Genomic DNA, 17,403 nt, shown 5'->3' on the forward strand with positions numbered 1-17,403 from the left:
GTGCCTACGCACTTAATACATGCTCAGTTCGTCATCTGAATTAACAAAAACTTTGTTGACTCGTTCAGAACTGAAATCTCTTAAAGATCCCATCCCGAACAGGTCCCACACGTTTGCTTGCCTGATTGTTAAAGAGCGTCTCAACCGAAGCACCGTCTTGCGTTGTTGCCCCGTCGAGGAGTGCGCATTCTAGAGATTTTCCGGGGGGCGTCAACACCTTTTTTCGAACAAAAGTCAGAAATAGTGATTTCCGCTGCGTAGGGGTGTATTTCATGGCCAAAATGCCGAAAAAACAGCCAGTTGCCCGAGAATTGGTGCCTGCCGCAGCGCGGCTGGTAAGCTGTCATGCCCTCACGTTCTAATGCGCTGTATAGGCTTTGGGCACAATTGCAAATAATGGCATTTTCCAGCGGCACGCTGTGAGCCCCTCTCGACCCAACCTGGGAGGCGCCACACTGGGACCCAATAATGTCAGGATGCCCCCATTTGGGTGCCAGGGATGCAGGTTCGCTGCAGGCACACTCCCACGGCTATTCCACCTAGAACGCCGAGACGCCGCCATCCACCGCCAGCGCCTGACCGGTCATGTAGCTGTTGGCCGGGGACAGCAGCATCAGCATGACGGTAACAATCTCTTCCGGTTGTCCCAGGCGCTTCATGGGACTGCCGGAGGCCAGCATGGCGTGCACCGTTTCCTTGTTCTCTGACAGTTCGCCCTCGTCCACCATCGGCGTGTGAGAGTAGAACGGGCAGATGGCATTGATGCGGATGTTACGACGGGCATATTCCACCGCAGCAGTTTTGGTCATGCCGATCACCGCATGCTTGGCTGCGGAGTAGGCGCCAATCTTGGGTGCGCCCCCGAGCCCCGCCATGGAACTGACATTGACGATGGCGCCACCGCTTTCCTTCATGGCTGCGATCTGGTGCTTCATGCCGTACATGACGCCCTTCACGTTGATGTTGATCTGCTGATCCAGCACCTCGTCAGTGAGCGCCTCAAAGGGGATAAATCCATGGGCGATGCCGGCGTTGTTCACTGCCATGTCAAGATGGCCGAACTGGGCCAGGGCAGTGTCCACCATGGCCTTGCAATCCGCTTCGCTGGACACATCGCAGCGCACTGCCGCCACCTTGATGCCCTGCCCGGCCAACGTGTCCGCCACCGCATTGAGCGCATCCATATTGATATCGCCCAACACCAGACAGGCACCGCGCTTGCCCAGCTGTTCCGCCAGCAGCTTGCCAAAACCACTGGCCGCACCGGTGATGATGACGCTCTTGGCAGTGAAATCGAGGATTGGATCCATGGGTGTTCTCCTTCGTTGAACAGCTGCGAGCTACAACAGGGGATGGGCTGGCAGTTAATGAACCGCGCCGGGCTCCTCGCGGCAACGGGATTGGTAAAACATTGCCATGTGGCCGCTGTAGGAGCGCCGTTCACGGCGCGAAGACGATGACTTCGCGCTTTATGCAGGCCTCCAGGCAGCAGGATCTGGTGTGATCTGAAATCCCTGATCCTCCTGCGGTGGATGCCGTGCCGCGCACGGTTCGTCCCCTGGAAGGGAACTCCTGCAGCGGCTTCTGCGCTCGTAGCTCGTATTTAGATGGTAAAGCCGCCGTCCACCACCACACACTCGCCAGTGACATAGCTGGACGCATCGGAGACCAGATACAGTACGGTGCCAGCCATTTCTTTCGGCTCGGCGTGGCGGCGCATGGGGATCTGGGCGATGGCGTGCTTGTAGATGTCATCGTTGGTAAACAGGGCGCCAGCGAACTTGGTCTTGGTCAGACCGGGCAGCAGCGCATTCACGCGGATATTGAATGGGGCGCATTCCTGGGCGAAGGATTTGGTCATGCTGATAACCGCGGCCTTGGAGATGGAATAGATGCCCTGCATGTCGCCTGGATGCAGGCCGTTGATGGACGCGGTGTTCACAATGGCACCGCCACCGTGCTCTCGCATCAGCTTGGCCCCGTTCACTGACATATAGAAGTAACCACGCAGGTTCACGTCCACCGTCTTGTCGAAGGCATCCACCGGCGTATCGAGGATATGCCCGAAGTACGGATTAGCAGCGGCATTATTCACCAGAATATCCAGCTTGCCGTGGGTCTCGCGGATATGGGCAAAGATTGCTTCGATCTGCGCCATCTCGCCAATGTGGCACGCGAACCCTTCGGCACTGCCGCCGTCCGCGTTGATGGCATCCGCCACCGTCTGGCAGTCATCCTGCTTGCGACTGGAAACGATCACATGGGCGCCCTGCTCCGCCAGCAGGCGGGCTATCTCTTCACCGATGCCACGGCTGGCGCCAGTAACCAGGGCAATCTTGCCCGTTAAATCAAACAGCTTGGTACTCATCATTACTCTCCCGGAAAAAACGCTTCAAGCTACAAGCTGCAACGCGTGAGACGGGGGCTTCCATCCGGCAACGTCCTGCCCGCGCATCATGGTTGTTTTTAGGTTTTATTGAAGCTTGTAGCTTGAGGCTTGGGGCTGTTACGCCCCGTTATGGATAATATCCACCGCCATGCTGGCCAGTGGCTCTACCAGTGCGCCAACGGTGACTGCCTCCTTGCTGGAGGCATTGCCGTCTTCAGCGCGTTTGGCCACACCCTGGCAGATGGCGGCCAGGCGGAAGAAGCTGAAGCACAGGTAGAACTCCCAGTTGTCGATTTTGTCGATACCGCGTCGTTTACAGTATGCGGCCACGTACTCTTCTTCGGTGGGGATGCCAAGTGCCTTGCGATCCACCCCGGCCATACCCGCCATCTTGGCTTTACCCTGCGGCATGCGCATGCCCATACACTGATAGGCCAGGTCCGCAAGAGGGTGGCCCAGGGTAGACAGCTCCCAATCCAGTACGGCGATCACTTTCGGTTCGCCGGGATGCCACATCATGTTATCGAGACGGAAGTCGCCATGGGCCAGGGCCACCTGGCCATCGTCTTCCGGCTGATGCTTTTCAAGCCAGGCCATCAACTCATCCATGGCAGGAATCTCTTTCAGCTTGGACGCTTCATATTGCTTGGTCCAGCGGCCCAGCTGACGCTCGAAATAATTGCCCGGTTTGCCGTAATCGCTCAGACCTGCCGCCTCCAGATCCACACTGTGCATGGCCGCCAGCACCCGGTTCATCTCGTCATACATGGCCGCGCGCAGGGCATTCCCCTCTTCGCCTTCCCCACACTCCGGCAGGGAAGCGTCCCACAGGATGCGCCCTTCACAGAACTCCATGACATAGAACATGGAACCGATCACGTCACGGTCTTCGCACAGGTGCAACACCCTGGGCACCGGCACATCGGTGTCCCTGAGAGCATCCATGACACGGTATTCACGATCTACGGCATGGGCAGACTTGAGCAGTTCACCCGGCGGCTGGCGGCGTAATACATAAGCACCGGACGGCGACGTAATCTTGAAGGTGGGGTTGGACTGGCCCCCCTCGAATTTGTCAGCTTCGATGGGACCCTTGAAGCCATCAATGTTTTGCTCGAGGTACTCGGCCAGTTTTACGGTATCCAGCGAATCCACCTGGGACATGGAGCTCTCCTGTTATTCTGTCTGCTGCGCAAATGGCTCATCACGACACGCCCTGATTCAGGGCGCGCCGGACACGATCGGTTCAGGCGAATTGCTTGGCCAGGGTCCGGCCCAGCTGCATCATGTGCACCTGATCCGGTCCGTCTGCCAGCCGCAGGCTGCGGGCATAGCTGAAGAAGTGGGCCAGCGGCGTATCCTGACTGACACCCACGGCACCGTGGATCTGAATCGCCCGATCGATGACATTTAACGCCATATTGGGCGCAACCACCTTGATCATTGCGATCAAATCCTTGGCGACTTTGTTACCTTCGCGGTCCATCAGGTCCGCCGCCTTCAGAGTCAAGAGGCGAGCCTGCTCGATTTCGCACCAGGATCTGGCCAGATCTTCACGCACGGAACCCTGTTTGCTCATGGGCTGACCGAACACTTCCCGCTCGTTAACCCGTTTGGCCATCAGCTCGAAGGCTTCCTGAGCCGCCCCGATCAGACGCATGCAGTGGTGAATACGACCCGGGCCCAAGCGACCCTGGGCGATTTCGAATCCCCGCCCCTCGCCGAGAATGATGTTTTCCCTGGGCACCCGCACGTTCTCGAAAATCACTTCTGCATGCCCTTCCGGCGCATCGTCATAGCCGAATACTTTCATGGGGCGCACGATCTTGACCCCCGGCGTGTTGGTGGGCACCAGCACCTGGGACTGCTGCACATGGCGGCTGGGGTTATCCGGGTCGGTCTTGCCCATGACAATGAGGATCTCACAGCTCTTGCGCATGGCCCCGCTGATATAGAACTTGCGGCCATTGATGACATAGTCGTCACCGTCGCGCTCGATGCGGGTTTCGATGTTGGTGGCGTCAGACGACGCTACCTCCGGTTCGGTCATGGCAAAGGCGCTTCGAATTCGGCCTTCCAGCAAGGGCTCCAGCCACTGCTTCTTCTGCTGCTCATTGCCGTATTTGGCCAGCACTTCCATATTGCCGGTATCCGGCGCGGCGCAGTTGAACACCTCGGACGCTATCAGGCTACGGCCCATTTCCTCCGCCAGCGGCGCATATTCCAGGTTGCTCAGGCCGGCACTGTACTCGCCATATTCCTTCGGCAGAAACAGGTTCCAGAGCCCCTTCTCCTTCGCCCTGGCCTTGAGTTCATCCATCACCGGCGGGGTTTCCCACGGGTTGGCCGCCAGTTCCTCACGGAACCGGGCTTCGGCCGGACGGATTTCGGTGTTGATGAATTCACGAACCTGAAGCACCAGATCCTTCATCTTGTCGGTGTATTGAAAGTCCATGCAGCTCTCCCTGTGCGCCTTGGCGCCTTGTCTGATTGCAAACGATAGGCGGTCTTGCTGCCGCCCTTGAACGCTGCGTACGTTGCTGTCTAGAAATAGGTAATGGCGTCGAACCGGTCTGCCCGATCCAGATGCGGCACATTATTGAAGCTGGCCACGCGTACCGCCTTTCGATTAAAGAAACCGTGAATTACGCTGGTGTTGCGGATCTGCAGGTTCAGCTCCACCACGGTGTCATCCGCGGTGTTGAGGGCATGCTTCATGAACATACCCATGGCGCCACCGGAACTGACGATGACCACCTTTTCCTTGTCGCTGTAGTGGTGCTGAATGTGGTCGCGAGCGGCGGCAACACGGTCAGAGAAATGTGCCCAGCTCTCCGGCAGCTCGCCATCCAGCTCACCATGACGCCAAGCCTGCATGGCGGCCTTCAATGCCTTGTAAAAAGCAGACGCATGAGCTGCATCAGCTTTAGCGTTGTCTTCAGGGTGCTGTGCCTGCCAGGCGTTGACGATAGCGTGGAAATCGAATTCATTGAGGCCGGTGTGAATCTCGGAAGGCAACACGATACCCAGCCCTTCGCAGATCCCCGCACCGGTTTCCTGGTGACGCACCAGATCGCCAGTGATCAGCCCATCAAACTGCATGTCCCGTTCGGCAAAGTACTCGCCCAGCCAGCGCGCCTGCTGGTGCCCCAGCGGAGATAGCTGATCGTAGTTATCACTGCCGAACGACGCTTGTCCGTGCCGGACAAGGTAAAACTGGGCCATGCGCTTCTCCATTGGGGCGATTTTCAAAGTAAGCCCAGACTAGAACAGGCCGCACTGTTAGTGAAATTGATATTTTGAATCCCAACCAATAAGTTTCATGCATACCAAACAAATGGAGAAAAGCTGGACGGGACGTCATGGCCGGACAGGCGATTGCCCGCGAATTGATCGGGGAGAGAACGCTGAAGGGTCAAGGCTGGTGGAAAAACGGAGAACCCCCTGTGCGAACGGGCAGCGCCATCTTCTCTGTTGATAGACGAAAGCCGACTCCCGGCGAGGGCAAGATATCCTGTGTTGTACTCAGCCGGTCCGCATCACACCCTGCAGGGCCACGTCCACCACTTCTCGCACCAGATGGTCTAATTGCTCAGGCGTTTCGTGGTCGCGGGGGTGGTACCAGTTGATCACGGAGTTCATGGCACCAAACACCGGCTTGATGGCCACACGGGGCCGACGGGCACGCATGGATCCTTCTTCTATCCCCTGCTCCAGCACCGAAAGAAACAAGCCTTCGCATTGATTGCGCCGCGCCTGCAGGCTGGTGAGTTGCTGGCGCTGGGTTTCCGTGGTGGAACTGCGCAGCAGCATCTGCACGGCTTCCGACACCGTGCGCTGGTAGTGCCGAGTGAGAATCAGGGTACGCACATAACGGTGGGCCATTTCACTGAATCGCTGGGAAGCGGGCATGTCGGCCGAGGCTAGCGGAGTGACTTCATCCAGCAGGGCATCCATGGCCCGGTGGTGAATCTCAAAGAACAGTTCAGCCTTGGAATCAAAGTAGTGATAGACCATTCCCTTGGTGGCGGACAGTTGCCGGGCGATATCGTCAATGCTGGTGGCACTGAATCCACGCTCCATGAAGCACCATGCCGCAGCCTCCAGAATGGCATCACGGGGGTCACTGGCCAGGGCTTCGCTTTGTTGCACCATGGTGGCTGTCCTCGGTCTTCTTGTTTTACACAGGAGTAAATACTTACCTTCTAGTCTGGCACAGGGCTGGGGTTACACCATTGACCTTGCGGCGCAGACAACACGTTGGCGCGCCCTACTGTTGGGCATTTTTTGGCCCGATCCCACCTCTACATGTTTTGCTGCAGGGGTTATAGCCGTGCACTATCCCTGCAAGCTGGATTTTTGCTTGCAGCGATGGCGGACGCTGGTTAGTCTGATGCCATCTTGAACAGGAAAGATTGATGATGAACGCGATTGCCACTTCACAACTGCACCAAACCGCCTCTGTGTTGGTTCGTGCTGCCGTGTCTGTCGCTTTCTATTTCGGGTATTGGTTTAGCCGCTCGCGCGCCTGACTTTACCCAGGCGCGCCCGCTACGGGACGCCTGCCGAAACCTCTGAAAACCCCGGTCGGTATCCCGCCCGGGGTTTTTTTATGCCTGATCGCCTGACAAAACATCGAGACGCCACACGGGAGAGACACCATGTATCGATATCAGCCGACAACACTGCAGCTCAAGGGCCTCTGGCCACAGATCCTTTTGACATTACGACGATGAATGAACGCGTGCCGTTGCACGCAGAGCACAAGGAAAGACCATGCAACAGCTTCAGAATAGTGCTATCAGCAGCCACACCGATGAATCCCGGCGCAGCCTGCCGCTGCCCACACCATCGGTGCTGCGCGAGCGCCTGCCCGTGGACACCGATCTGGCCCGGCAAATTGCCAGCCACCGCCAGACCATCCGTAATATTCTCAACGGCGACGATGCGCGGCTGCTGATCATCACCGGGCCCTGCTCACTTCACGATCCCAAATCGGCGCTGGAATACGGCCACAAGCTCGCTGCACTGGCGCAAAGCCTGTCTGATCGCGCTTTCATCGTAATGCGTGCCTACGTGGAGAAGCCCCGCACGACGATAGGCTGGAAAGGCATGCTTTACGATCCCCATCTGGATGGCAGCCATGACATGGTCACCGGGCTGAATGTGTCCCGTCACCTGTTGCGGGATCTGGCCCGGCTGGGTTTACCGCTTGCCACGGAGCTGTTACATCCCATGGCGGCGGATTACCTGGGCGACCTGCTCAGCTGGGCGGCCATCGGTGCGCGCACCACTGAATCACAGGTTCACCGGGAAATGGTCAGCGGCCTGCCTATGCCCGTGGGCTTCAAGAACGGTACCGATGGCAGCATCGGGGTAGCCTGCGATGCCATGGGCTCCGCCGCCCATCCACACAGCCACATGGGCATGGACGAGCAAGGCCATGCCGCCCTTCTGCAAACCGCCGGCAACCCGGATACCCACCTGGTGCTGCGCGGCGGCCATGATGGCCCCAACTACGATGCCGACAGTGTTGCGCAGGCGGTGGCAGCGCTGCAGCAGCGGGGTCAGAATCCACGTCTGATTGTGGACTGCAGTCACGCCAACAGCGGCAAGGATCCATTGCAGCAGCCTGCGGTGATGCGCGATCTGTTGGCACAACGGGCCGCAGGTCAGCAGCACATTGCCGGGGTGATGCTGGAAAGCCACCTTGAGGATGGGCGCCAGGGCCAGGACGGCGAGCTGGCTTACGGGGTGTCCATCACCGATGGGTGTCTCGGATGGGAGAAGACCTGTGCGTTGCTGGAGGGAGTTTAGCTACAAGCTGCAAGACGAGGGATGGGTGGTGAGTCATTTGAACCGCCCTGCCCGCGCAGCATCGATGGCCTGGCTTTTTCTGATGGATGTTACCTGCAAACAAAACAGGTAGGCTGAAAGGCTTGGCTTGCAAGCAATCTCCCACCGATACCCCTCTGTCGCAGTGGTGGCTGAAATACCCTTCGATAAAAACCCGCCACTGCCCACCGGATTTCATTTTCGACTTTAAACTTTGAACTTTTAACTGAGTCCCGCGGGCACAGCCTTTCCGTCCAGAACTCCCTACCCCGCGCCTTGCAGCTTGAGGCTTGTAGCTTGCAGCTCTTTATTTGCCCCGCTGGTTTTTCAGGTAGACCACGAACGCTACACAGGCAATCACCAGCAGAAAAATTACCAGAGCGGTGAGCCATTCATACAGTGTCAGATCATTCAGCACAGTCTGCTCCCGGTTACTTGATCACAGTTCAGGAATACAGCAACGAACCGACACCCATCTTCACCACCTTCCCGCCAATACGACAACGCAGCGCCTTGCCGGCATGCTTGTCGAACTCTGCCCGTAACAGGCTTTTGCGGGTATCAAGACTGCCGCGATCAATAGAGAAAGTATGGGTACCCTCTGCGGTGTCTTTCTGTTCAGCCAGGTACGCAATAAATTCCGGCATCACATTGCCAATGGGCGGATAGACATCCCTGGGTAAATTCGGGTTGAGAATCCTGCCATGGAAATCGGATTCGCCGGTAATGGTTCCCGGCGCGAACAGGAAAAGCTCAGTGGTATAAACATGTCCGCTCAATGCCGCCCAATAGCCGGTATTCAAACTGGCGGCCAGCACATGCTCTGGCTTGGTAAACGGCACGATCAGAGTGGGCTTGTCCACGCTGACCACCATGGGTTTGTACTTGCTGAAAGAGATATGTTTTTCGTGCGTATTCAGGGCCGCTGCAAGCTTGCTGATTTCCGGGGTGTAATGATCGATAGCGGGATCCAGCTCACGGGCAAACTGGATGGCACCAGGCCCGGCCTCGCCTTTGTCCACAAAACTCTTGATCAGCTGGTCATTCTGTTTCAGCAGGAAAGACGCAAAGGTGCCCTCATCCTTGGTCAGGCCCATTTCATGGGCGACGTAGGAGGCGGCCAGAATGGTATGGGCACCGAACAGCTGCTGGCCTCGTCCATTGAACACGGACACCGGGGAGCGACTGTTGCCGGGTTCAATAAAGACGGTTTCCGTTTGCTGGAACTCACTGGCAATTGCGGCCTTGCCGCGTGCATCAATGGGTTCACTGCCAAGCGTTACCACGGGTATTTGCGTACCCTGAAAGGGGGCGCCAGCGAATACATCCAGCAAGGCATAATCGAGGGCCATAACATCCATCCTGTTTATTGTTTTTCACCCTTCGACTATGCCCTACAGATGATTTTTTGCAATGGGGATTGGGCGCCCAACGCCGAATGCCAGAGGCATAACGACTCGGGCTATGCAGGAATGCTGTGCCCGGCATGTCAGCGGGTTTAACGTGGAAAGTTAAAACTCAAAACGGGTCGCGTCGCGCTGTACAACTTTAAACGTTGACCCTGCAACTCGCCCGTATGGCTTCCCGCGTCAGGCGTCCTGCCTGTTAGGGCATCGGCGCGGTGATGCCGCCGATCAGGAAAGGCAGCAGACGGCGGGTAATGTCTGCCTCAGTGACTTCCATGTTGAAGTCGTTGCGGCTGATTTCCTTGAGGGATTCCATGCCAGACAAAGTGAAAATGGCTGCGCCCAGCCCAAACTGGACTCGCCAGAACAATTCGCGGGGCGGCATCTGCGGCAGGGCTCGCTGCATGTGATCCTGTAGTCGGCTGAAAACCGCACCGTATTGCTTGTGAAGATACTCGCGCAAATGGCCCACCGGCTGGCTATAGGCTTGCCCGGAAAGTCGAAAGAAAATGGCGGCGCGGCGGGGATCGTCAGGATGCGTGCCGAGTGCGAGACGAGAGATCAGGGACAGCAAATTTTCCGGCGTATCCGGTGTGCCGGTCTCTTCCATTTCAGCCAATTTGGCATTCAGCGCTTCGGAAAACGGGGACAGGAACCGTTCGAACACGGCCTGTATCAGCGCTTCCTTGGAACCAAAGTGATAATTGACTGCGGCAAGGTTAACCCCGGCCTTGCTGGTAATGGCTCGCAAACTGGTTTCCGCAAACCCTTTCTGGGCAAACAGCGCCTCCGCCGTATCCAGAATCCGGTCCACTGTTCCCGGCTGTGCCATACCCTGCCCCTAGCGTTCAAAACATACGTTTCAAACATACGTTTGGCAGAAGGCGCGGTCAAGGCTTCCTGACTGGCTACAGCCTGAATCGATGACGCTGCTGCCAGGGCTTTGACCAGGCGCCGCAGTGCGGAAGCAGAGATGGCCTCCCTTCCAACTTTTAACTCAATACTCAGAAGTAATACACCAGTTCCGCCTGCACAAAATCCGATCGACTGATCGGGCCCAGGCCCGGGTTGGTGTTCACGTTACGCAGGGCATCGCGATACAGCGCGGATGGACTTCTCGGGTCTGCGGCATCGGTGTAGAAACGGGCTTCCAGGGTTGCCTTCAGGTTATTGCCGAAACGCCGGCTGGACTCCAGGCTGATGGCCTTCTCTTCATCCTCGGTGTCATAGATGATGCCGGCAAGAATTTCTGTGGAGGCCACATCGTTGAAGGTAAACCGGGTACCCAGCAGTACATCGCTGGCCACCGGAGAGGCCAGGCTGTCGTCCCTATCTTCCCAGATGTATTCCAAAATCCAGCCCAGATCCGTGGCGCTGCCGAACAGACCTACCTGGGTATATTCAAAGCCGCCATCCAGTGCGTTGAAACGTTCGCCCTGTCCGGACCGGCTGATGCCTTCCAGTTTCCACAGCCAACCGTTGCGCAGGTACTGCAGCTCCAGGCCGGTCTGATCGATGACGTTATAGAGCGGAGTAAATTCCGGATTGGTACCGCTCGGTAACTGTCCGGTGGCCAGCAAGGTCTGCACTTCTGCCAGCGTCAGGTTCTGGGGAATCAACAGCGGATCCCGGCTGGTACCGGAAAAATGCGACAGGGCCAGTTCAATGCCGTTATCGAAGTATTGCTGGTAGCGAATGGCGAAATCCACCCGTCCATCTTCTTTGGATGATTCATACACCGCATCGTCGGATACCGGCAGCGGTGTGCGCGGGCGCCCTTCTTCACCAGCGAAGGTTCGCTCGCGGAACCCCGGCAGCACGAACAGGTCGATGATCCCCCAGTCTCGCACCAGGGACAGGTTGATCATGGGCTGACCAAGCTTTTCCTCGCCGTCCACCTGATCCACCTGATCGGTCTGGTTGATGATATCCACCAGATGTCGCCCTTCAGTCACACCCCAGAACACCTTGCGAATGCCCACCCGGGATTCCCAGCCATTGCCCACATGAATCCACGACAGTTCGCGGATATCCCAGTGCGTTCGCTCGCTGTCGTTTTCGTCCACACGGACGTAGGGAATGAACGTGAACAGGTCATCCCGGTTGTTCCATTCGTGGAGCAATTCGGGTTTCAGGTACGCAGAGCCGTTGCTGGAGTAATCCGCTTCGGGGTAAGGCGATTCCTGGGTGAAGTAGCGACCTTCCAGTGCCGCTTCACCGCGGAATTCCCAGCCCGGCGAGAGCAGCGGCAGGGCCAGCAGCGATGCCGTTAAAAAACATTTTTTCATGGCTTAGCGGGCGCGCTTGAGGCTGTTCTTGTTGAAGTCCGCTTCGCCAAGACCAGTGTCATACTGGTAGTTGCTCCAGAACAGGTCGGTTGCCTTGCCGGTCTGGTGGTTAACCATGGACATCTTCGCCGGCTGCCAGAACTTGCCCTTGTACTGGGTAAAATCACTGGATTCCAGGGTCTTGAGCAAGCTGCCACGGCGGTCGTAGTAATCCACTTTCCAGGTCCGGTATTCCTGCTGATCCAGCCAGACCACCATTTTGGTATAGCCGGAGTGTTCATCCGTGGGGTAACGCTCCATCACGTAGCAGGTCAGTTCACCACAGGCTTCGTCGCGCAGGTACTTATAGGTGTACTTTTCCACTTCCTGGCCACGCATGTCCTCGAAGCTGAATTCACTGCCCATGAACGGGCCGGACTTGTTGCGCGAGGCAATGGTCTTCACCCGGCGCAGTGCCGGCAGGTACAACCATTGATCATCGTCTTTGGTCTTGTAGCTGAAAGTCAGCATGGCAGTGCCACGGACATCGCGGGGGGTATCGAAAATGGTCAGACTCTTGTCACCCTCTGCCTCGCCGCTGCCTTCCAGGGTTTTGACGCGCAGTTCGCGCTCGGCCTGATCGCCACGCTTGGTGATCAGCACCATCTTCATCTCCGCCTGAAAGTCACCAAAACCTTCCCCGCGGGCATCCGCTTCGCGGGCAATTTCCAGCCCCTTTTCTTCGGGAGTCTGGGCAGCTGCAGAAAGGGGAAAAGCGATGGCCAGTGCCAGGCCGGCAGTCAGCAAACGAGATGTCATGGGTGTCCTCATACTGTCAGGGATCGTTGTTGTAGCGACGACGTGGGCAACATCGTGTTTACCATGATACCTGCCCCGCCGGAAACAGCGATGCCTATGAGGCCAAAACTTCGGACGGCAGTGTCAATTAATATCACTGTCCCGATATAGATGTCAGATCGAGGCCCCCGCCCTGCTGAAATAACCGTATTCAAGAAAGGCTAGAACCTGTTGGATGACCGCTCTTTTTCGCATGATAAAAGCATGGCTGGCGGGCACTACCAGATAGTCTCGCATTTCCTTGAGGCGGGTGCTGGGCAGCGAGACCTTGCCGTCATCATCGCCGGGAATCATCCACGACAACCAGGGATCCACTGTGCGGGTACCGGCGATGACACCGATTTCCGCCGCCACCGGCTCGAGTCTGGCGGCGATACCGTCAGCGCCGGTACCCAGCTGCTGCCCCGCCGGGCCGGTGAGTTTCTGAAACAGCCACCAATCCTGCATTCGATCCACCACTTCACTACCGTGATTCGGCGGCGCCAGCATCACCACACGGCCCAGTTCCGGGATTGTCTGATCCTGCAGATAGCTGCGCACCAGAATGCCACCCATGGAGTGGGTCACGAAATGAACGCGGCCGGCGGTCCGGCTCCGGCACCAGCTCAACGCCTGGCGGATTTCCTGATTGGCCAGAGACTGCACCGGTGCAGAGGTGGAAGGATAATCCTGGTTGTAGACCAGGTAACCGGCTTCGTTGAGAGAATCCTCAATCCGGGACATGGCCCAGGCAGAGCGACGCAAGCCATGGAGAATAACCACACAATCGGACTGCTCTTGCGTCAGTGCTGGTTGCTCATCCGCCCTGGCTGGCTGCATGCTCGACAGCATCCAGGCAGACAGGACAAGCAGCAAGAGGGTGGTCACGCGGTAAGGGCGAGTCATGGTGGCTCCGGCCAATCATTAACAACCGGCCACCTTTGTAGCAGCCCGGCATGCCAAGGATTCAGACTGCCGGAGGCTTTTTCAACGTTACGGGTGCCTGACGGTCGTCTGGACGGACCAAGGCACCGGTTACCACTCTTCCAGGTAACCCACGCAGTGTTCGATCAACTCGCCAACCCGGCTTGCCGCCTGCGACAGACGCTCCAGATCACCTTCAGCCAACGGCGCATAACGATCTTCCGCCATCAGGTTAAGGGCATTGGCTTCGCTGGGTGGCGCCGGGCGCCGGGCCAGACCAGAAGCCCCCAGGGCTGTCTGCATCTCACTATCCAGCCAGGCCACCAGATCGCCTCGCTCCTTGCGGGCCTGTGACAACACAGCGACCTCCGGGGCTTCCACTCCGGCCTCGACAAAGGCCTGCTCAAGAGCGGACAAACTGAACAACGAATCCGCTCCTGCCACCTGATAGGTCTTGGCGGACTGACGAATCATGCCAACCAGGGCGGAATAAAGATGAAACACCACCGCACCGCGCAGGGCCAGACGAAGAGTCGGCGTGGCATCACGCTGATCATGGGTCAGCTGACGCAACATGGCATTGGCAAAATAGATCCGCTCACGCAGGCCACTGACGGTGTTTTCACGAACCATTCGGGACATAACAAAATCCTGGAAAAAAGCTGCAAGCTACAAGCCTCAAGCTGCAAGGCGCGGGGGAGGCCATCGTGGAAATAGGGCCCGTGCCCGCGCTCCTGTTTCGTCGCAGCACGGAGCACAGAGCCTTCAGAACAATAGATGCGAGCCTCGTGTTGTAGCTTGCAGCTTGTGTCTTTACTTCTTCGCCGCCGTCTTCTTTTTGGCAGCAGGCTTCTTCTTCGCAGCGGCTTTTTTCTTGGCGGGGGCTTTCTTTTTAGTCTGCTCCTCAACCCATTTACCGTCGCGGTAGAACGCCATCCAGCCCGTCGCCTTGCCGTCGATCTCGCTCATCACGTACTGCTCTTTGGCCTTTCGGCTGTAGCGCAGTACACCAGGGTTGCCATCCGGATCTTTAGCCGGCGCCTGGGCAAGATACTTGTGCTTGGGATCGAGCTGCTCAGCCACGCTCTGGATTTCCAGAATCAGCGGCGGACGGGTTTCCCGGTTTTTCGGGAATTTGCTGGCCGCCATGAACAGTCCGGACGCACCATCACGCAGCAGGTAATGATCGTCATCGTACTTTTCACACTTGAGGTGCGGCATGGGGATCGGGTCGGCACGGGGTGGCGCCGGCTCGCCGCTCTTGAGCAGCTTGCGCGTGTTGCCACAGGCTTCATTGGTGCATTTGAAGAACTTGCCGAATCGTCCCGTGCGCAGTTGCATTTCGTGATTGCACTTCTCGCAATCCAGGGTCGGGCCATCGTAACCCTTGATACGGAATTCACCCTGCTCGATGACATAGCCGTCGCAGTCCGGGTTGTTACCGCAGACATGCAGCTTGCGCTTCTCGTCGATCAGGTAGTTTTCCATGGCGGTGCCACATTTTTGGCAGCGCTTCTTGTTTCGCAGTTCGGTGATTTCCGCTTCGTCGTCGTCCGCTTTTACATCTACCGCTTCTTCTCCGGGCAGCAGATTCAGGGTCGCGGTGCAACGCTCCTTGGGCGGCAGGCTGTAGCCGGAACATCCCAGAAACACACCGGTAGAACCGGTACGGATCTGCATGGGACGACCACAGGTGGGACATTCGATATCCGTGTCCGTGGGCAGGTTGGCACGCATACCGCCGATGGCCTGCTTGCCTGACCCTTCGCCCTGGGCCGCTTCCAGCCGGGCCACAAAGTCCTTGTAGAACTCGTCGAGCACGTCTTTCCAGTTACGCTCACCCTCGGCAATCTCGTCGAGGGTTTCTTCCATGCTGGCGGTAAAACCATAGTCCATCAGGTTGGGAAAGTTTTCCGCCAATCGATCCGTGACAATGTCACCCATCTTCTCGGCATAGAAACGGCGGTTGTCCTGGCGGACATAGCCTCGATCCTGAATGGTGGAGATAATCGCCGCATAGGTAGACGGGCGGCCAATACCGCGCTTTTCCAGTTCCTTTACCAGGCTGGCTTCGGTGTAACGGGCTGGCGGCTTGGTAAAGTGCTGTTCCGCATCCACCTGGTCGATGGCGAGCACATCGCCTTCCTTCACATCCGGCAGCAGGGTGTCTTCCTGACCTTTGCGCGAAGCCGGCGGCTGGATGCGGGTCCAGCCGTCAAATTTCATGATCCGCCCTTTCGCCTTGAGCTCGTAACCGTTTCCGGTGGCGGTGAGCGTGCTGCTCAGGTATTCCGCCGGCGGCATCTGACAGGCAATGAACTGGCGACGGATCAGCTCATAAAGACGCTGGGCATCGCGCTCCATGTCCTTGAGGTGCTCGGAGCGACGGTTTACGTCTGATGGGCGAATCGCTTCGTGCGCTTCCTGGGCACCTTCCTTGCTGGAGTAGGACAGCGGCTTTTCCGGCAGGTACTTGTCACCCAGATTCTCACCGATCCACTCACGACAGGCCGTCACCGCATCCGCGCTAAGGTTGGTGGAATCCGTACGCATGTAGGTAATGTGGCCGGCTTCGTAGAGCCGCTGTGCCATCATCATGGTCTTCTTCACGCCGAAGCCGAGACGGGTACTGGCCGCCTGCTGCAACGTGGAAGTAATAAAGGGTGCAGAGGGCCGGGACTTGGTGGGCCGCTGCTCACGCTGGGTGATGGTCAGCTGGCCTGCCGCTTCCAGCGCCTGGCGATGAGCGCGGGCATCATCACCATTGTTGGGCCGGAAGTTTTCGCCGTTATGCTTGGCCACCTGCATGCGCAGGGCTTCGCCCTGTTCACTGTGGGTGTCGCTGTACATCTCCCAGTATTCTTCCGGGGTAAAGGCGCGGATTTCGCGCTCGCGCTCCACCACCAGCTCCACCGCCACGGACTGAACCCGCCCGGCAGACAGGCCACGGGCGATCTTTTCCCAAAGCAGCGGGGAAACCATGAAGCCCACGACACGGTCCAGGAAACGACGGGCCTGCTGGGCTTCCACCCGATGCAGATCCAGCTTGCCAGGCTCTTCAAAGGCCGACTGAATGGCCTTCTTGGTAATTTCGTTAAATACCACCCGCTCAAAGCGGGCGTCATCGCCACCGATCACTTCCCGCAGGTGCCAGGCAATGGCTTCCCCTTCGCGGTCCAAATCCGTTGCGAGATAGATGCGGTCGGCTTTTTCTGCCAGTCGCTTGAGTTCGTCGACCACCTTGTCCTTGCCGGGAAGGATCTCGTAATGCGCATTCCAGCCTTTTTCCGGATCAACCCCCATGCGGTTGATCAGCTGAGCCTTGGACTTCTTCTTTTTATAGGCTTCGCGCTCTTCCTTGGGCAGGGAACGCGTATACGCCGCTTCCTTGGCACGCTCCTGAGGGGTGCTTTTTTTGGAGCCGCCACTGACCGGCAGATCCCGCACATGGCCGACGCTGGACTTCACAATGAAGTCATCGCCCAGGTAGCGGTTAATGGTTTTTGCCTTGGCAGGCGACTCCACAATGACTAGCGATTTTCCCATTCTCAGGTACTCAACATCCGATCTAAGGCTTGCGATGGGCGCTATTTAGACAGCGCCAGCATGGCCGGGTCAAGCAGGATCTGACTCGGCCTTCCTTTTTTAGTACTAGACCAGAGCCCCCACCGAGAGCAAGCCCACGTACTGAAATAGCTCATGTACAAGTACAACCTACCTGCCTCAAACCCGCATGAGGCAAGGC

General features: G+C 57.7%; 14 protein-coding genes. 1 reads left to right on the top strand and 13 read right to left on the bottom strand.

The window, feature by feature from the left end; genetic code table 11:
* Positions 1-539: 539 nt before the first annotated feature.
* The 6 genes from GQF00_RS04490 to GQF00_RS04515 all read right to left on the bottom strand — a co-directional run bounded on the left by GQF00_RS04490 (position 540) and on the right by GQF00_RS04515 (position 6,544).
* A complete protein-coding gene (locus GQF00_RS04490; protein ID WP_161317979.1) occupies positions 540-1,310 on the bottom strand; it encodes an SDR family NAD(P)-dependent oxidoreductase in 771 nt (256 codons plus the stop codon).
* A gap of 293 nt (positions 1,311-1,603) precedes the next feature.
* A complete protein-coding gene (locus GQF00_RS04495; RefSeq protein WP_161317980.1) occupies positions 1,604-2,368 on the bottom strand; it encodes an SDR family oxidoreductase in 765 nt (254 codons plus the stop codon).
* Positions 2,369-2,506: 138 nt separating this feature from the next.
* A complete protein-coding gene (locus GQF00_RS04500; protein WP_161317981.1) occupies positions 2,507-3,553 on the bottom strand; it encodes a phosphotransferase family protein in 1,047 nt (348 codons plus the stop codon).
* 82 nt (positions 3,554-3,635) lie between these two features.
* Positions 3,636-4,844, bottom strand: coding sequence for an acyl-CoA dehydrogenase family protein (locus GQF00_RS04505; RefSeq protein WP_161317982.1), 1,209 nt, complete (start codon positions 4,842-4,844; stop codon positions 3,636-3,638).
* Between the two features lie 89 nt (positions 4,845-4,933).
* Positions 4,934-5,614, bottom strand: coding sequence for a histidine phosphatase family protein (locus tag GQF00_RS04510; protein WP_161317983.1), 681 nt, complete (start codon positions 5,612-5,614; stop codon positions 4,934-4,936).
* Positions 5,615-5,914: 300 nt separating this feature from the next.
* Complete coding sequence (locus GQF00_RS04515; protein WP_161317984.1) at positions 5,915-6,544, bottom strand: TetR/AcrR family transcriptional regulator; 630 nt, start codon at positions 6,542-6,544, stop codon at positions 5,915-5,917.
* Positions 6,545-7,165: 621 nt separating this feature from the next.
* Between GQF00_RS04515 and GQF00_RS04520 the strand changes: the two genes are divergently transcribed.
* The gene (locus GQF00_RS04520) at positions 7,166-8,206 is read left to right on the top strand and encodes a 3-deoxy-7-phosphoheptulonate synthase (RefSeq protein WP_161317985.1); all 1,041 of its coding nucleotides are present in this window, start codon (positions 7,166-7,168) and stop codon (positions 8,204-8,206) included.
* Between the two features lie 464 nt (positions 8,207-8,670).
* On the opposite strand, the gene GQF00_RS04525 is transcribed toward GQF00_RS04520, so the two are convergent.
* The 7 genes from GQF00_RS04525 to topA form a co-directional block, all read right to left on the bottom strand.
* Positions 8,671-9,576 (bottom strand): PhzF family phenazine biosynthesis protein, encoded by a 906-nt coding sequence (locus GQF00_RS04525; RefSeq protein ID WP_237440398.1) that lies wholly within the window; start codon positions 9,574-9,576, stop codon positions 8,671-8,673.
* A 253-nt stretch (positions 9,577-9,829) separates the two neighbouring features.
* Positions 9,830-10,462, bottom strand: a complete 633-nt coding sequence (locus GQF00_RS04530) for a TetR/AcrR family transcriptional regulator (protein WP_161317987.1) — start codon at positions 10,460-10,462, stop codon at positions 9,830-9,832.
* Positions 10,463-10,634: 172 nt separating this feature from the next.
* Positions 10,635-11,918: a hypothetical protein gene (locus GQF00_RS04535; RefSeq protein ID WP_161317988.1), complete on the bottom strand. Its 1,284-nt coding sequence runs from the start codon at positions 11,916-11,918 to the stop codon at positions 10,635-10,637.
* Positions 11,919-11,921: 3 nt separating this feature from the next.
* Positions 11,922-12,716 (bottom strand): outer membrane lipoprotein-sorting protein, encoded by a 795-nt coding sequence (locus GQF00_RS04540; RefSeq protein WP_161317989.1) that lies wholly within the window; start codon positions 12,714-12,716, stop codon positions 11,922-11,924.
* A gap of 153 nt (positions 12,717-12,869) precedes the next feature.
* Entirely contained in the window at positions 12,870-13,640 is a 771-nt protein-coding gene (locus GQF00_RS04545; protein ID WP_237440399.1) for an alpha/beta fold hydrolase, read from the bottom strand.
* A 129-nt stretch (positions 13,641-13,769) separates the two neighbouring features.
* Positions 13,770-14,300, bottom strand: coding sequence for a DUF6586 family protein (locus GQF00_RS04550; RefSeq protein ID WP_161317990.1), 531 nt, complete (start codon positions 14,298-14,300; stop codon positions 13,770-13,772).
* Positions 14,301-14,471: 171 nt separating this feature from the next.
* Positions 14,472-17,204, bottom strand: coding sequence for a type I DNA topoisomerase (gene topA, locus GQF00_RS04555; RefSeq protein ID WP_161317991.1), 2,733 nt, complete (start codon positions 17,202-17,204; stop codon positions 14,472-14,474).
* Positions 17,205-17,403 lie beyond the last annotated feature (199 nt).

It is taken from the genome of Alcanivorax sp. DP30, assembly GCF_009882945.1.
In the GTDB taxonomy this organism is placed as follows: Bacteria; Pseudomonadota; Gammaproteobacteria; order Pseudomonadales; family Alcanivoracaceae; genus Alcanivorax.

Bases quoted from the DNA above. Each gene is read 5' to 3' on its own strand.
- GQF00_RS04520 (WP_161317985.1), top strand. From the start codon at position 7,166: ATGCAACAGCTTCAGAATAGTGCTATCAGCAGCCACACCGATGAATCC.
- GQF00_RS04535 (WP_161317988.1), bottom strand. From the start codon at position 11,918: ATGAAAAAATGTTTTTTAACGGCATCGCTGCTGGCCCTGCCGCTGCTC.
- GQF00_RS04495 (WP_161317980.1), bottom strand. From the start codon at position 2,368: ATGAGTACCAAGCTGTTTGATTTAACGGGCAAGATTGCCCTGGTTACT.
- GQF00_RS04510 (WP_161317983.1), bottom strand. From the start codon at position 5,614: ATGGCCCAGTTTTACCTTGTCCGGCACGGACAAGCGTCGTTCGGCAGT.
- GQF00_RS04490 (WP_161317979.1), bottom strand. From the start codon at position 1,310: ATGGATCCAATCCTCGATTTCACTGCCAAGAGCGTCATCATCACCGGT.
- GQF00_RS04550 (WP_161317990.1), bottom strand. From the start codon at position 14,300: ATGTCCCGAATGGTTCGTGAAAACACCGTCAGTGGCCTGCGTGAGCGG.
- GQF00_RS04525 (WP_237440398.1), bottom strand. From the start codon at position 9,576: ATGGCCCTCGATTATGCCTTGCTGGATGTATTCGCTGGCGCCCCCTTT.
- GQF00_RS04505 (WP_161317982.1), bottom strand. From the start codon at position 4,844: ATGGACTTTCAATACACCGACAAGATGAAGGATCTGGTGCTTCAGGTT.
- GQF00_RS04545 (WP_237440399.1), bottom strand. From the start codon at position 13,640: ATGACTCGCCCTTACCGCGTGACCACCCTCTTGCTGCTTGTCCTGTCT.
- GQF00_RS04540 (WP_161317989.1), bottom strand. From the start codon at position 12,716: ATGACATCTCGTTTGCTGACTGCCGGCCTGGCACTGGCCATCGCTTTT.
- GQF00_RS04530 (WP_161317987.1), bottom strand. From the start codon at position 10,462: ATGGCACAGCCGGGAACAGTGGACCGGATTCTGGATACGGCGGAGGCG.
- topA (WP_161317991.1), bottom strand. From the start codon at position 17,204: ATGGGAAAATCGCTAGTCATTGTGGAGTCGCCTGCCAAGGCAAAAACC.
- GQF00_RS04500 (WP_161317981.1), bottom strand. From the start codon at position 3,553: ATGTCCCAGGTGGATTCGCTGGATACCGTAAAACTGGCCGAGTACCTC.
- GQF00_RS04515 (WP_161317984.1), bottom strand. From the start codon at position 6,544: ATGGTGCAACAAAGCGAAGCCCTGGCCAGTGACCCCCGTGATGCCATT.